Origin of the sequence: Enterococcus sp. OL5 (assembly GCF_006491895.1) — a bacterium.
Lineage (GTDB): Bacteria > Bacillota > Bacilli > Lactobacillales > Enterococcaceae > Enterococcus_D > Enterococcus_D innesii.
Genome location: NZ_VHIL01000001.1, coordinates 467,352 through 483,908, shown reverse-complemented (window position 1 = coordinate 483,908; position 16,557 = coordinate 467,352). Strand labels below are relative to the sequence as shown.

The 16,557-nt window shown below is 44.2% G+C and carries 12 protein-coding genes and 1 pseudogene; 11 read left to right on the top strand and 2 right to left on the bottom strand.

Features of this window, described 5'->3' with window-relative positions; translation table 11 throughout:
* The first annotated feature begins 8 nt into the window (after positions 1-8).
* From FJU10_RS02195 to FJU10_RS02175, 5 genes are all read left to right on the top strand, one after another.
* On the top strand, positions 9-1,121 hold the full coding sequence (locus FJU10_RS02195; protein WP_077452704.1) for an NADH-dependent flavin oxidoreductase: 1,113 nt from the start codon (positions 9-11) through the stop codon (positions 1,119-1,121).
* Positions 1,122-1,467: 346 nt separating this feature from the next.
* Complete coding sequence (locus FJU10_RS02190) at positions 1,468-2,514, top strand: hypothetical protein (protein WP_179190655.1); 1,047 nt, start codon at positions 1,468-1,470, stop codon at positions 2,512-2,514.
* 228 nt (positions 2,515-2,742) lie between these two features.
* Positions 2,743-3,579 (top strand): BglG family transcription antiterminator LicT, encoded by an 837-nt coding sequence (gene licT / locus FJU10_RS02185; RefSeq protein WP_005234912.1) that lies wholly within the window; start codon positions 2,743-2,745, stop codon positions 3,577-3,579.
* 116 nt (positions 3,580-3,695) lie between these two features.
* Positions 3,696-5,567, top strand: coding sequence for a beta-glucoside-specific PTS transporter subunit IIABC (locus FJU10_RS02180; RefSeq protein ID WP_140965046.1), 1,872 nt, complete (start codon positions 3,696-3,698; stop codon positions 5,565-5,567).
* A gap of 17 nt (positions 5,568-5,584) precedes the next feature.
* On the top strand, positions 5,585-7,012 hold the full coding sequence (locus FJU10_RS02175; protein ID WP_140965045.1) for a 6-phospho-beta-glucosidase: 1,428 nt from the start codon (positions 5,585-5,587) through the stop codon (positions 7,010-7,012).
* Between the two features lie 106 nt (positions 7,013-7,118).
* On the opposite strand, the gene FJU10_RS02170 is transcribed toward FJU10_RS02175, so the two are convergent.
* Together FJU10_RS02170 and FJU10_RS02165 are read right to left on the bottom strand one after the other, a co-directional pair.
* Positions 7,119-8,822, bottom strand: coding sequence for a sensor histidine kinase (locus FJU10_RS02170; protein ID WP_140965044.1), 1,704 nt, complete (start codon positions 8,820-8,822; stop codon positions 7,119-7,121).
* Entirely contained in the window at positions 8,819-10,342 is a 1,524-nt protein-coding gene (locus FJU10_RS02165; RefSeq protein ID WP_140965043.1) for a response regulator, read from the bottom strand. Before FJU10_RS02165 ends, FJU10_RS02170 begins: the two co-directional genes overlap by 4 nt.
* A gap of 168 nt (positions 10,343-10,510) precedes the next feature.
* Here FJU10_RS02165 and FJU10_RS02160 point away from each other — a divergent pair, with 168 nt between their 5' ends.
* From FJU10_RS02160 to FJU10_RS02135, 6 genes and pseudogenes are all read left to right on the top strand, one after another.
* Positions 10,511-11,800 (top strand): ABC transporter substrate-binding protein, encoded by a 1,290-nt coding sequence (locus FJU10_RS02160; protein ID WP_140965042.1) that lies wholly within the window; start codon positions 10,511-10,513, stop codon positions 11,798-11,800.
* A gap of 61 nt (positions 11,801-11,861) precedes the next feature.
* Positions 11,862-12,737 carry a carbohydrate ABC transporter permease gene (locus FJU10_RS02155; protein ID WP_140965041.1) on the top strand — a complete coding sequence of 292 codons (876 nt, stop codon included), beginning with the start codon at positions 11,862-11,864 and terminating at the stop codon, positions 12,735-12,737.
* 2 nt (positions 12,738-12,739) lie between these two features.
* Positions 12,740-13,555: pseudogene (locus tag FJU10_RS02150) on the top strand (carbohydrate ABC transporter permease); the annotation flags it as partial.
* 40 nt (positions 13,556-13,595) lie between these two features.
* The gene (locus tag FJU10_RS02145) at positions 13,596-15,788 is read left to right on the top strand and encodes an alpha-galactosidase (protein ID WP_140965039.1); all 2,193 of its coding nucleotides are present in this window, start codon (positions 13,596-13,598) and stop codon (positions 15,786-15,788) included.
* 190 nt (positions 15,789-15,978) lie between these two features.
* Positions 15,979-16,257, top strand: a complete 279-nt coding sequence (locus tag FJU10_RS02140; protein ID WP_008378829.1) for a (4Fe-4S)-binding protein — start codon at positions 15,979-15,981, stop codon at positions 16,255-16,257.
* Entirely contained in the window at positions 16,245-16,517 is a 273-nt protein-coding gene (locus FJU10_RS02135; RefSeq protein WP_140965038.1) for a GNAT family N-acetyltransferase, read from the top strand. Before FJU10_RS02140 ends, FJU10_RS02135 begins: the two co-directional genes overlap by 13 nt.
* Positions 16,518-16,557 lie beyond the last annotated feature (40 nt).

The window sequence follows — 16,557 nt, the reverse complement described above, 5'->3', positions numbered from 1 at the left end:
GGAAACCCATGCGAAATGTAACAGATAAAGCAACATTTAAGCGCGGATTGCAGTTGAAAAATCGAATCATCATGGCACCAATGACGACCAAGATGTCCTTCTTTGATGGGGTGATTACGAAAGATGAGTTGGCATACTATGGCTTACGCTCCGGGGAAGTCGGAGCAGTCATCACAGCGGCAGCCAATGTCCAAGAAGATGGCAAAGGCTGGGAAGGGGAATTAGGCGCTTACGACGATGCCTTTTTACCTGGATTAAGCAAATTGGCTAGCACCATCAAAACCAATGGGACCAAAGCCATTTTACAGATTTTTCATGCCGGTCGGATGACGGATGACTCGGTCCTACGAGGGACACAACCGATTTCTGCCAGCGCGGTTGCTGCCGAACGACCAAATGCCCAAGTTCCCCGGGAAGTTACGGTGGATGAGATATTAGCGATTATTGAAAACTTTAAAAAAGCTACCGAACGGGCGATCAAGGCGGGGTTTGATGGCGTAGAACTCCACGGAGCCAATACGTATTTGATCCAACAATTCTTTTCTCCTCACTCAAATCGTCGGTCCGATGAATGGGGTGGCTCACTAGAGAACCGTTATCGTTTTATTGAGAAGCTTGTCGATGAAGTGTTGGAAACAGTGGAGCAATCAGGTGTGAAGGAGTTTATTGTCGGTTATCGGTTTTCACCGGAAGAATTCGAAGAACCAGGGATTCGCTTTGAAGATACGTTGTTCTTAGTGGACCAACTGGCAGAAAAAGGATTAGACTATCTGCACATTTCTCTTGCGGATTATACCCGCAAATCGATTTCAAAAGCGTACCAAGAAAAATCGATGTTGGCGTATGTCTATGAAAAAATCGCTCAGCGAGTTCCTTTGATTGGTGTAGGGGATGTTCGTACATCGAAAGATGCCGCGGGCTTGCTAGAACATGCAGATTTTGTTGCAGTGGGTCGGGCATTGTTGATCGATCCTCATTGGGGACAAAAAGTCTTAGACGGTCAAGATGAGTTGATCCGCACCACGGTTTCAACTTACGAACGTGAGGAACTCGTATTACAAAACGGCGTTTGGGGTTTTATGGAAAACATGATGCCAGATCGACTATATGAAGAAAAATAAGTAGACAACCACCTTTGCCTCGGGCGAAGGTGTTTTTTTGTGATCGCTACTCATTTGTGACACATTGAGAAGAGCTGTTTTTTCTCTAGTGAAACCCTGCTAGCTTCAAAATGACGAATCAGCAGAAGACTGTGAGAAACAAGCTTGTGATCGAAAGAAAGAGCGTGAAAAGATTTTTTTAGTTAAAATACACGAATGAATTTTTGCTTTATTTTAATAAATAGTCAAATAATTCAGAATCATTCATTTTTCTTACAAAAAGATAGCGCAAGTCGAGTTGATTGATAAAAAAACAATCAGTTGTTAGACTGAATACAGGTTAAAAAAACAAAAAGGGGATGTAATGATGAAAAGAGGATTCAGAAATTATTTAGGTTCAGATGAGCGGGAGGCAGGCTACAATTTGTCTTGGGGGTCTATCTTTGCAGGGGTCGTAACATTTATCGCATTGTTCATGACACTGTCAATGATCGGCTCAGCAATCGGTTTTGGTTTGGTGGAACCAACATCAAATAATCCATTAGATGGTGTGGGTACAGGATTATTGATTTGGACAGTCATTACCTTTGTCTTGGCATTATTCGGTGCAGGTTTTGTTTCAGGTGTGGCGGCTCGACGTGTTGGATTGGTTCATGGTTTCTTAACATGGGCAACCAGTATGATCGTGATGATGGTTATGCTCTCTTACTTAACGATCGGTGCATTTTCTGTAGTCGGTTCACTTTTAGGAAACGTTGCTTCTGCTGTTGGCAGTGGCGTTGAAACAGTTGCCTCAGGTGCTGGCGATGTCGCTTCAAAAGCCTTCGATGAAATAACAGGAAACATGGAAGACGTCAACACAGATGAATTACAAGCGAATGTCAATGATGTTTTACAAGATACCGATGTTCCGGAATTGCAACCTGACTACTTGCAAAATCAATTGTCTGATGCGACGAACGACATCAAAGATGCCGGCAAAGACATTGCAACGAATCCAAATGATGCTGATAAAATCATTGATGATTTAGCAAGTAAATTGCAAGATCGTGCTACAACGATCGGTGATTCAGTCGATAAAGAAGCAATCTCAAATGCAGTGGCTCAAAACACAGATCTAAGCCAACAAGAAGCGGAAGAAGCAACGAACAATATCGTGAACGGCTTACAAGATGCTTCTGATGAAGCACAAAAACAAATCGAAAACGCACAACAAAATCTTGAACAAGCCAAACAAGACATTGACCAAGCAGTGGAAGACGCTCGTCAAAAAGCGGAAGAAGCAAGTGATGCAACAGCTAAAGCATCCATTTGGGGCTTTGTGGCAATGGTCTTAGGACTCGTTCTTACGTCAATCGGTGGTATGGTGGGAGCAAACTTAGTCAAAACTGCTGACCACGAAAATCGTATCTAATTCATCTCTCACAAAGAGAGTTAGTGATCCATAAACCAGTGAACAGCGTTCTGCCAAAGACTCAAATGGCAGCAGCGCTGTTTTCTGCTTTTAAAACAAGCGGTTAAAAATCCCCATTGACGAGTGATTTTTCTCATGCTACACTGGCTCTGAGGATTGTTACCGCTTTAGGCGGGCTATACCTATTTTTTTGTGTGAAGAAATCTAAAGAAGAATAGGGTCGTTAAAATGAACGTAACAAAAGTGATCAATAACAACATTGTGATTTCTGAGAATGAGGAAAAACAAGAATTGGTCGTCATGGGTAAAGGCTTAGGCTTTAAGAAAAAGCCGGGCGATGCGATCGACGATACCAAGATTGAAAAAGTCTATCTCAGTACGCAAGAGTGGAATGTCACAAAACTAACCCAATTACTTTCTTCTATCCCTATCGAACATATTCAAGCAGCGAATGAGATCATCAGTTTTGCAAAAGTTTCCCTTGGGAAAAAATTGAGCGAAAAATTGTTTCTGACGCTGACCGATCATATCAATTATGCTATCGAGCGCTATCAAAACGGCATGGAAATCAAAAATGCCTTGCTATGGGAAATTAAGCGTTTTTATAACCATGAATACCTCATTGGCAAAGAAGCGTTATCGATTATCAAAAATCGCTTGGCGATCGAGCTGCCGGAAGATGAAGCCGGCTTCATTGCGCTACACATCGTCAATGCGGAGTTGGATATGGCGCAGGTCAGTCAAGTATCGGAAATGGCGAAGATCATTCAGCATATCCTAAACATCGTCAAATATCATTTTTCAATGGAGCTTGATGAGTATTCATTGAACTACGAACGCTTTGTGACCCATTTGAAATTTTTTGTCCAGCGCTTATTCAGCGGAACAAAGCTCGATGATGCAGGAACCGGCAGTTTTATTTTTATGTTGAAAGACCGCTATATGAAGGAATATGCGTGTGCGCTGAAAATCAGCGACTACATCAACAAAGAGTTCGGTAGACCGTTAGAAGAAGACGAATTGATCTATTTAACTATACACATCAAACGAATAACAAGTGCTTAGGATTGTTACTGGATTGGCAGGCTATACCTAAATGAACTCCCAAGGGGTTCGTTTAGGTATTTTTTTATGTTTTGACACACGAAAAGCAAACGAAGGACCAAAATAGGAGGAACGACATGAATTACAAAGAGTTAGCAAAAACGATCATCACCAATGTTGGTGGGGAAGAAAATATCCAAAGCTTGACCCATTGTGCGACCCGCTTGCGCTTCAACTTGAAAGATGACAGCAAACCACAAGAAAGTACCTTAAAACATACACCAGGCATCATGGGTGTGGTCAATAAAGGTGGGCAATACCAAGTAATCATCGGCAGTGATGTTGGCAATGTCTACAACGAAATCACTGCCCAAACCAATTTAAACAGTGACCAAGAAACAGCAGAAGACGATCGCGGACGTGTGGCAAAAGTCATCGATACGATCACCGGGATCTTCACCCCAATCTTGCCAGCCATCACAGCAGCTGGGATGCTAAAAGCAGTTCTTTCATTGCTGGTGGTCTTTAATGTTTTGACGGCAGAAAGTCAAAGTTACCAAATCCTAAACTTTATGGCAGATGCTGCGTTCTACTTCTTGCCTATTTTGCTGGCTGCTTCTTCTGCACAAAAATTCAAAGCCAATATGTATTTAGCTATGATGGTGGGGGGAATTTTACTCCATCCGAACTTTATTGCGATGGTGACAGCAGTCAATGAGGCAGGCGGCGGCATCCATTTGTTCGGCTTACCGATTTCACCAGTGAGTTATTCATCATCGGTGATTCCAATCATCTTAAGTGTTTGGTTTATGTCTTACGTTGAACCGATTGCCGATAAAGTCTCACCAAAAGCAATCAAATTCTTTAGCAAACCGTTGCTAACGATCTTCGTTGTAGGGACAGTCGCATTAGTTGCTTTAGGCCCTCTAGGCTACATGATCAGTGAAGCGATCTCTACAGGGATCCAAGCCTTAGAAACGGTTAGCCCATGGATCGTTCCATTATTGATCGGTGCCTTCACCCCATTGTTCGTGGCGACAGGTACCCACTATGGATTGGTTCCTATCGGTATCAACAATCGAATGACCACAGGTTATGACACAGTGATCTATCCTGGCATGCTGGCTTCAAACGTCAGTCAAGGGGCTGCAGCAATCGGCGTTGGTTTCAAATCAAAAGATTCTACGATCAAACAATTGGCATTTTCTGCAGGTCTGACAGGTCTATTCGGCATCACTGAACCAGCGTTGTATGGGGTCAACTTACGGTTTAAAACACCTTTGTATGCAGCAATGATCGGTGGCGGATTTGGGGGTCTGTTTATGGGAATCATGCGTGTCCGCAATTTCTCAGGCGGTTCACCGGGCCTATTGACTTTGCCAAGCTATATCGGCGATGACACCTTACGTCATTTGACCAATGCCTGCATTGGTGCGGCAATCAGTATCGTGGTCACATTTATTGCGACATTATTCTTATACAAAGACCCTGTTACAGAAGAAGCACCTGAAGCAACACCAGCAGACAAAGAACAAGAACCAACCCATCAAATTAGCGGCGCGGAGATCAAAGCACCTTTAAAAGGGGAACTGAAAAGCCTACAAGCAGTCAATGACGGCATGTTTTCAGAAGAAATTCTTGGACAAGGGGTAGCGATCGAGCCAACCGTCGGAGAAGTGCTAGCACCAGTCAACGGGACTGTCACAGCAGTCTTTGATTCCAAACATGCCATTGGATTGACCAGTGAGGAAGGCATTGAGCTGCTGATTCACGTGGGGATCGATACAGTGCAATTGAATGGCGAAGGCTATGCCTATCAAGTAGAAAAAGGACAAAAAGTGACAGTTGGCGATCCTTTGATTACGTTTGATATTGAGTTTATCAAAGAAAAAGGTTATCCAGTGATCACGCCGATCGTTATCACCAACAGTGCAGAAGTGGGGGACATTTTGACGGCAAACAGTGGTCCGATTACGTTTGGCGATCAAATCATCAAAGTGATCGGCTAAAAAAAGGAGAATAAGACATGGGATTTCCAGAAAACTTTTTATGGGGCGGTGCAACAGCAGCTAATCAATGTGAAGGCGGGTTTGATCAAGGCGGGCGTGGCCTTGCCAATGTCGATGTGATTCCGACTGGCAAGGACCGCCGAGCAGTCATTACCGGCAAGCGTGAGATGCTTGCCTTTGAAGAAGGGTATTTCTATCCAGCCAAAGAAGCGATCGATATGTACCATCATTTCAAAGAAGATATCGCCTTGTTTGCGGAGATGGGCTTTAAAACCTATCGATTATCGATTGCTTGGTCAAGAATTTTTCCGAAGGGGGACGAAGAAACCCCTAATGAAGAAGGCTTGCGCTTTTATGAAGAACTATTTTTAGAGTGCCGCAAATACCAAATCGAACCCTTGGTGACGATCACGCATTTTGACTGTCCGATCCATTTGATCAAAGAATATGGCGGTTGGCGCAACCGTAAGATGATCACCTTTTATGAAAACCTTTGTCGAGCGATCTTCACTCGATACAAAGGATTGGTGAAGTACTGGCTGACCTTTAACGAAATCAATATGATTTTGCATGCCCCATTTCTTGGTGCCGGGCTGACCTTTGCTGAAGGCGAAAATGAAGAACAAATTAAATATCAAGCTGCTCATCATGAATTAGTCGCTAGTGCGTTGGCAACGAAAATCGCCCACGAGATCGATCCAGAAAACAAAGTAGGCTGTATGCTGGCAGCGGCTAGTTATTATCCTTACAGCTGCAATCCGAAAGATGTCTGGGAAAGCAAAAAAAGCGATCGCGGCAACTATTTCTTTATCGATGTGCAATCACGAGGAGAATATCCGAATTATGGTTTGAAGATGCTAGCGGAAAAAGGAATCACTTTGGAACGAACCGCCGAAGATGCGGCTTTATTAAAAGCCCATACCGTCGATTTTATTTCCTTTTCTTACTATGCCTCTCGGGTCGCTGCTTCAGAAGATTCCGGTGTTGAGAAAACGGAAGGCAACTTGTTCCCGACCATTAAAAATCCGTATTTAGAAGCGTCGGAATGGGGCTGGCAGATTGATCCGCTTGGTTTGCGGATCACGATGAATGATCTTTATGATCGTTACCAAAAACCGCTTTTCATCGTCGAAAACGGTCTAGGAGCGGTGGATACACCAAACGAAGATGGAAAAATCAATGATGTGTATCGCATCGACTATCTACGTGCGCATATTGCAGCGATGAAAGAAGCGATTGACCAAGACGGTGTGGAACTGCTGGGCTATACTTCATGGAGCTGTATCGATTTGGTTTCAGCAGGAACCGGAGAAATGAAGAAACGCTATGGCTATATCTATGTCGATCGCGACAATGAAGGCAATGGCACATTAGCCCGCAGCAAGAAGCAATCTTTTTATTGGTACAAAAAAGTGATTGCCTCAAATGGAGAAGATTTGGCTTAAGCCAGTTAACTAACGATTATCATTAAGTAAAGAAACGCCAGCGGAACAGAACTGCTCATGGAAGCAGTCTGGTTCTGTTGGCGCTTTTGTTATTTAATGAAAGAAATTACTCTGATTCCTCCCGTTGGATCGGCAGCAGCAAGCGAACGGTGGTTCCTTCGTTGATGCGTGATTCTACAGTCAATCCATATTTTTCCCCATAGAGTAGCTTGATACGCTGATCAATATTGTCTAAGCCAATACCCGAATAGTGTTCAAAGTGGTTGGCGGTGCTAGTTGGGTGCTCTTCATTGAACCCGATGCCCGTATCGATGATCTCAATTTTCAGGCCTTCCTTACTGACGCGAGAAAAAATCTGGATCAATCCTGAATCCTCTTCGGGAAAGGCATGCAAGTAGGCATTTTCGATAATCGGTTGCAAAATCATTTTCGGTACGAGAATATCTTCACAGCCATCTTCTGAAAAAATCGTCGATTGGATGCGATTGCCATAACGCACGTTCATTAAAACGAGGTATTCTTCCACGATCGCTAGCTCATCCTTTAAAGGGACGATCTCTTTGCGGTTAAAGGTGTGCCGTAACAATTGCACAAAGCTTTCAATCGCTTGGGTGGCGGCTTCTTGTTCGTTTTGCCAGATCAAAAACTTGATAGCGGTCAATGTGTTGTAGACAAAATGCGGTTGGATCTGCATTTGCAGTGAACGAATCTCGAACTTGCGTTTTTCAGCTTCTGTGACCATTAAATGATCGACATAAGATTCCAAGTCCTCCAGCATCAAGTTATAGGCACGCCCCAATTCTCGCGTTTCATACGTACCGTTGATGGTGACTTTATCGCTGAAATCACCTTGTGTGACCGCCGGCAGTTTGGCGATCAGCTGGTAAATCGGTTGGGTGATGTTGCGGATGATCCAAAATGCCAGCAGACTAAAGAGTAAAATACTGACGACAGAAATCAACAGAGCTGGCTTGATCAGATTCATATTGCGTACCAGATGCGATTCATCCAAAACATCGTAAAAAGTAAAATGATACGAATAAAGGGGCAGCTGATTGATGCTAGTATCTCTTTTGACCGTGACGAGACGATCTTCAAACGGCTTGCCTAAAAGGCTCGGATCAGAAGTGGAAAGAATTTGATTTTGCTCATTGACGATATAGATCGAGTGAAGACTGGTATCTAACAGTTGACGATAGATCGAAGAAAAATCAGATTCCTTTAAGAAAATCAGGGCATAGCCGAAAATCGTTTCTTCTTTCATTAATTTGCGCACGTACATCAAGCCCGGGGAGTCGCTGGTGGAGGTACTTAAGCCTTGGTCCAAGAAATAATACTGACTGATGGCGTCATTGTCATTGATCTGCTGAACAAAGGCGCTGGCGAGAAACTCATCCACCGATTGATTGCGAACCGCATCGTTTTGAAAGAAAGTGCCCCCGTTGACCCCAATCAACACTAAATTCGAGGGGATGTCTTGAAACAAAGAGCGAGTGTCTTTTAATTGCTCGTTTAATTCTAAAATCGTACGGCCTTGATTCATGTCGCCTTCTAAGTAAGTTTCAACGGCTTTGCTTTCATCGACGATATCAAAAATCCGATGGATATTCTCGTTCAGACGCTCATAATCTTCTTGGATTTTTTCCAGCAGTAGCTGATTGGAGCTTTGGTACGAGGCAACATAGGCATCTTTCGAACGGCCATAGATCACGATGACGGTTAGCAGACAAACACTGATGACCCCGACGACAACAAAGAGGAAGATCCGACTGAATAATTCATTTTTCTGAATCCATTGGTTGATTTTCATAATTGATTCAACCGCCGATACTTCGATGGGGTGACCTGACATTCTTTCTTAAAGATGCGAGAAAAATAGCTGATATCTGAATACCCGACCGCTTCACTGATTTCAGATAGGTTCAGATCAGATTGTGTCAGTAGTTCTTTGGCTTTATCCAAGCGGGTTTTCTTTACGTACTCAGAAAAGCTCATTTTCAGTTTCGCAGAAAGAAAAGCCGAAAGATAGGTGTAACTAAAGTGAAAGGTTTCAGCTAGTTCAGACAAAGACAGGCTTTTGGTGTAGTTGTCTTGAATAAAGCGCTGAATCGCAACGAGTAGATCATCTTCATCCAATGGTGATAAGGTCGTCAGCTGTTGACGAATATCATCAATGGTCGCCAACAACAAATCAGAAAAATCTTCCAAATACTGCACGTGACCGATGGCATGCAAAAATTCAGCTTTTAAGCGGCTAAAGCGTGGAGCAGTGGGGAATTCTTCTTCCAAGCGGGAAAGTAACGTGTAAAAAATACTGCTGGCCTGCTGTTTTAAGAATGTCGGATCGACATTGGATAAGATCATGTCATTTAAATATTCCTCGATTCTGGTGATTCCTAGCAAAAAGTTGTTGTCTAACAAAGCCCGTAAGAACTTCTTGGTATCAAAACGATCACTTTCAATGTACAAAAAGAGTTCTTGTTCTAGCACCAGCCGTTGTCGTTTATAAAAAAACGATTGTCCTTGGCTTTTGGCTTTAAGCGTCACAAAATGATCCCGTAACTGTTCAATCTTTCGAAAGGGCACACTGAGAGTAAAGAAGGCATCTGGCTCGGTAAAACGCAATTGCTCCAATGTTTCTTTCAAGGAGGAATAAACATCCGTTCCTTCTGGATAACTGATCACTAAGCCGGCATCTTTGTTACTGGTTTGAAAAAAGAGCGTCTTTACCTGCGGTTGTGATTGAGTAAATTCTGTCAACGCATGCAGCAGCTGATCATTGGCACGAAAGCCGCTAAAATTGGTGGTCAAAATTTGGGCTTGCTGTTGCGGCTGATCCAATGCAAGGTAGTCCGCCAAAGGAGCCAACGGTTCTTCATACCCTGCTAAATAGCGATTCAACGATTCTTGCAGTTGCGTCTCCTCAGTCACGGAGCCTTTTGTATGTGACAGCTTTTGTGAGATGTTGTGTAGCGTTTTCAACAAGAGTGTCGGTGTCAGTGTCGGTTTTAAAAGATAATCTACGGCACCATTTCTAAAAGACTGACTGACGTATTGGAAATCATCGTAGCTGCTCAAGACCAAAAAATGGACTTCTGGATATTGTTGTTGAATGATCGTTGTGAGTTGAAGGCCGTCCATTTGTGGCATTTTCAAATCCGTGATTACGATGTCGGGATTCAGCTCATGGATCAGCGCCAATGCTTCTTGCCCGTTCGCTGCATCGCCTAAGAGACGGAACCCTTCTTGCTCCCAACGTATCATATGTTTCAATCCATCTCGGATCGTTGCCTCATCATCAACGACTAAGACCGTGCGTAAAATCGTCATGGTATCCCCCCTATATCTCTTCTTTATTATAAACGCTTTCAAAAAAGAAAGGTATTGTAACTTTTTTCTATTTTTGGACAAATTTAGTAAGCTCTTTCATATTCATTGAATACGGTTACAAAATCAGTGTATAGTTAGCCATGTAAATAAAAGGAAAGAGGGATAAAAATGAAAAAACTACTTGCATCGATGGTAACGGCGGCTGCAGTGCTGACTTTGGCGGCTTGCGGAAACAGCAACACAAGCTCTGGTGATTCCGGCGAGTCCTCAAACAAAGTCACGGTCTGGGCATGGGATGAGACCTTCAACATCAAGGCAGTCAATGAAGCCAAAAAAGTGTATGAAAATCAAGATGTCGATGTGGAAGTCGTGACGATGTCGCAAGATGATATCGTCCAAAAATTAAATACGAGTCTGGCATCTGGAAATACGGACGGACTACCAAATATCGTTTTGATCGAAGACTACCGCATTCAAGGATACCTTTCTTCTTATCCAGATGCGTTTAGTGATCTAACGGATATCGTGAATGAGGAGGATTTCTCCAGCTATAAATTTGCGGTCAATAAAGTCGACGATGTCATTTATGGGGTGCCATTTGACAGTGGCGTCGCAGGACTATTTTACCGCACAGATTATTTGACCGATGCAGGCTATGAGCAAGCGGATCTCCAAGATATTACCTGGGATGATTTTATCAGCATTGCCAAAGATGTCAAAGAAAAAACGGGTCACGCTATGATGTCGTTAGACCCAAGCGATCTTGGCTTGGCACGAATCATTATGCAATCGGCAGGCGAATGGTATACCGGTGAAGATGGCTCCACCGTGACCATCAAAGACAATGAATCCTTCAAAGCCGGTCTAACTGTCTTGGCAACATTGTTGAATGAAGGCTTAGTTGAACAAGTTTCCGATTGGGATGGCGGGGTCAATGCCGTTCAATCAGGGAATGTTGCGTCTGCGCCAACCGGTGCGTGGTATTCTAGCACAATTCAAGGCGCTGAAGATCAAAGCGGCAAATGGGCGATCGCTCCGATCCCATCCATCGCTGGCGATAGCAATTCAGTCAATGCTTCCAGCATCGGCGGAGCAGGCTGGTACGTGATCAAAGGGGTTGACGGCGAAGAAAATGACAAAGACTTTTTAGCCAATACCTTTGCTTCGAATAAAGAATTGATGGGTACATTAGCTACCGAGATTGGTTTGGTTTCAACCATGAATGCTGCAGAAGAAACGGAAGAATATACGTCGGGTCTTGATTTCTATGGCGGTCAAAAAGTCTTCCAAGATTTCTCTCAATGGTCACAAGAAATTCCAGCCGTGAACTATGGCAATCACACCTATGCCATTGAATCCGTCTTGACTGAAAGCTTGCAACGAGTGATCAACGGCGAAGACATCGATAAAGTATTAGAAGAAGCACAATCACAAGTGGAAGCACAAATTGCAAACTAATCGAACAACTTTGCAGAAACTCGTGAGCGATCGCGAGTTTCTGTGTTAAGGGGGAATTACAATGAAAAACAAAACAAAAAATTGGTTTGCAAACGGCAATGCCTTTATTACCTTACCCGTCATTTTGATCACGATGCTGGTCTTTATTCCGATGGTCTCGGCATTGTTCACGTCATTCCAATCAGGACCACCGACAGCGATGACCTTGAACGGTCTTGGCAACTATCAGCGGATGTTGAGCGACTCAACCTTTAAAAAAGCCTTTGGCAATACGTTTTTATACTTATTAGTCCAAGTTCCGATCATGCTCTTTTTGGCGCTGATCGTATCGAACATATTGAATGACAAAAAATTGAAGTTTAAAGGGCTGTTCCGCACCGCCTTGTTCTTACCATGTATCACATCCTTGGTTTCTTATTCCTTGATCATGAAAAGTCTCTTTTCGGCAAACGGGTTAGTCAATAACTTTTTGACGCAGCTACACCTGATCGATGCACCGATCCAGTGGTTGACGGATCCTTTTTGGGCAAAAGTACTGATCATTTTTGCCATCACCTGGCGTTGGACCGGCTACAATATGATCTTTTTCATCTCAGGCATGCAAAATATCGATCCAAGTATTTATGAAGCGGCAGAGATCGATGGCGCTTCAAAATGGGATCAATTCTTCAAAATCACGATTCCCAACTTGCGTCCAATCATCCTATTTACCACGATCACCTCAACGATCGGTACGCTGCAATTATTCGATGAAGTTCAAAATATCACTGGCGGTGGACCAGCCAATGCTACGACGACCTTGTCACAATACATCTACAATTTAAGTTACAAATTCACGCCAAACTTTGGGTATGCTGCCGCGGTTTCCTTTGTCATTGTGATCGCGATCGTGATCCTATCGATCATCCAAACGAAAATAGGAGGAAAAGAAAATTGAAAACAATCTCACTCACTTTAAAATACGTCTTTCTTGCGATTTTGGCTTTCATCTCCATTTTTCCATTTGTTTGGATGATCCTAGGGATGACCAATCAAACCTTTGATATCGTTGCTGGAAAAAACATGATTGGCGATCAGTTGGTCATCAACTTCCAAAATCTCTTTTCTTCCGATTTGAATTTTACTCGGGCATTAGGCAATTCCGCAGTGATTGCCGTGATTACGACCGTCTTTGCGCTGTTGTTCTCCTCCATGGCAGGGTATGGCTTTGAGATTTATCGAACGAAAACCAAAGACCGCATCTTTAATATTCTACTGCTGTCGATGATGGTGCCTTTTGCCGCGCTAATGATCCCGCTCTATCGGATGTTCAGCAAGCTTAGCGGCACACCGATCGGGATCAATACCTTCGCTGTAGTGATTTTGCCCTCGGTCTGTACCGCCTTTTTGATTTTCTTTTTCCGCCAAAACATCAAGGCATTTCCTAGAGAATTAGTCGAAGCTGCTCGGATCGATGGCTTGAATGAACTGAGCATTTTCTTTAGAGTCTACATGCCGACGGCTAAAAATACTTATGCAGCTGCTGCGATCATTACGTTTATGGGCAGCTGGAACAATTATTTATGGCCATTAGTTGCCCTGCAATCACCAGACAAACGGACCGTTCCACTGGTTCTTTCGGCTATGGGTGCTTCTTATACACCTGATTATGGCATGATGATGTGCGGCATTGTGATCGCCACCCTGCCAACGGCCATCATTTTCTTCGTTTTACAAAAACAATTCGTCCAAGGGATGCTGGGATCCGTGAAATAAGCGGAGTATCAGCGAACAATTATAAAGTAGAGGGTACGATATGATTCTTTTTGACAAACAATTAAACATCTTTCATTTAAGCAACGATCAAATCAGCTATCTCATACAAATAGAAGAAGGGGGCAATGTGGCACACCTTTATTTTGGAAAAAAAATCGCTCATTATTCTGGCGGCTATCGTTATCCACGCCTTGATCGGTCCTTTTCGCCCAATCCCCCAGACAGCAGCGATCGACTTTTCTCATTAGACACCTTGATGATGGAATTTCCTGGCAACGGCTTCGGAGATTTTCGAGAAGCAGCTTATAGGATTCGCCAGTCTAACGGTAGCCGAGTCAGCCATTTTGTCTTTAGTAATTACCAGATTCAACAAGGCAAACCCGCCCTAGCAGGATTGCCTCAGACCCATGGGGCCAACGACGGGATCGAAACACTGATTCTGTCCTTAAAAGATGATGTGGCGGGACTTGAGCTGCAGCTGTTTTACACGATTTTTGAGGATGCGGCAGTGATTGTCCGCTCTAGTAAAGTGATCAACCACGGAAACCAGCCTGTTACCATCGAACAGCTAGCGAGTCAAGCGCTGGATTTTCCTAACCGTCCCTTTGATTTGATCCACTTGCCGGGGGCGTGGGCGAAGGAACGCCAAGTCACCCGAGAACCAATCAATCGCGGCATCAAGCGTTTGGACAGCAAGCGGGGGTCCAGCAGCCATCAGCAAAATCCTTTTGCCGTCTTGCTGGAACCTAATGCTACGGAGTTTGCTGGGGAGTGTTTTGGTTTTAGCTTGCTGTATAGTGGCAACCATGAAACCATCATCGAAAAAGATCCCTACCACCAGACTCGTGTAATCATGGGGATCAACAGCCATCAATTTGCCTGGCAATTGCCGCCAACTGAAAGTTTTCAAGCCCCAGAAGCCGTGATTGCTTATAGTGAGGCTGGCTTGAACCAGCTGTCAGCCACCTATCATGATTTTTATGATGAGCATTTGATTCGGGGCAAATACAAAAAGCAAGAACGGCCGATCCTGATCAATAACTGGGAAGCAACGTACTTTGATTTCAATGAAGAAAAGCTAGATGCCCTCGTTGATGAAGCCAAGGAGCTGGGAATCGAACTGTTTGTTTTGGATGACGGCTGGTTTGGTCAGCGAGAAGATGACCAAACCTCATTAGGCGATTGGTTTGAAAACGAAGGCAAGCTGGCTTCTGGCTTGGCAGGATTTGCCCAAAAAGTCCATGACAAAGGGCTGCAATTCGGGCTTTGGCTGGAACCAGAAATGGTTTCGGGCGACAGTGAACTGAACCGACAACACCCTGATTGGCTGTTACAAGTACCAAATCGCAAGCCGGCGCTAAGCCGCAGTCAGTATGTGTTGGACTTTTCTCGACAAGATGTCAGAGACCATCTCTATCAGCAATTATCCCAACTGTTTGATACGGTTGCCATCGACTATATCAAATGGGACATGAACCGCAGTCTGTCGGATGTCTATTCCTTGCTCCTCGATCCTGCCCAGCAAGGGGAGGTCGCGCATCGCTATCTGCTGGGCTTGTACGAGTTCCTCGAGAAACTGACCACTGCCTATCCAACGATCCTGTTTGAAGGCTGTTCTGGTGGCGGCGGGCGCTTTGATGCTGGCTTCTTGTATTATATGCCGCAGATTTGGACCAGCGACAACACCGACGCCATCGCCCGCCTGAAGATCCAATACGGAACCAGTCTGGTCTATCCGCCATCCACCATGGGTGCGCATGTCTCGGCGATCCCGAACCATCAGACCCAACGGCCAACGGATCTAGCGATTCGCGGCAATGCTGCGATGTCCGGCTTGCTTGGCTATGAGCTTGATTTGACACAGCTGACAGCAGAAGAAAAAGCGCAGATCAAAGAACAAATCACTTTTTATAAAAAACATCGGCGCCTGCTGCAGTTGGGCCGCTTTGTTCGTCTACTCAGCCCTTATGAAGGCAATGACGCCGCCTGGCTGTATGTTTCTCCATATAAAAAAGAGGCGATCGTCTTTTACTTCCGAGTCTTAGCTGAAGCCTCTGCACCACTGGTTACTTTAAAGCTGACTGGTCTTGATCCTGACCTCATCTATCAAAGTGGGGGAGAGAGCTTCGGTGGCGATGAATTGATGCAGCTCGGGCTGTATATCGATCCTCATTTAGCCGGGGATTATGCCACGCAGCGGTTTCATTTTGTTGCAAAAGCGCCTCACGAATAAAAAAAGCGTCCTGTCAAAGTAGCAAGTTTTGACGGGGCGCTTTATTGTGTTAACGCAAGCTTTTAATTAATGATCGGCAACTGAGAGGTTATTTTAGAACAAATGATTTATTTTTTTCTCGAGAAGTCGTATGATGAAGGAGGAGGCAGGCAGTTTGCTTCTGACAATCAGTAAGAGGAGGGTGTTCAACATGGACGAACAGCCACTAGCAAATGAAACAGAAGAAGGGTTGATCGCTGCAGGATATCGGAAGTATCGTGGCGAAGCGATCGATATTTATTACAACAAAGAGATCTGCACCCACAGCGGTAATTGTGTGCGGGGCAATCCCGCCATTTTTGAAGTTGGACGACGTCCCTGGGTGATTCCTGATAATGGGGAAGCAGCCCAAGCGGCACAAGTGATCCACACTTGCCCCAGCGGTGCATTAAAGTATGTGTTAAAGGAGGAACAATCATGGAAATCTTAGAAGAAAATGCTCGATTTGTGTTAAAAGACGGTGACAAAGAAATCGGTGAAATGACCTGGTCGGAAGCGGGCGAAACGCGTATGATCATTGATCATACCTTTGTCGATCCTGCCTATCGGGGGCAAGGATTGGCAGAAAAATTAGTGGCAAAAGGGGTGGAAAAAGCCCGCAAAGAACAAAAGAAAATCATTCCTTTGTGTCCCTTTGCCAAAAAAGAATTTGAACGCAAACCAGAATATGCCGATGTTTGGAACCAATAAATCAACCAAAACAACCCCCGCCAACTCAAGAGTCTTTCTT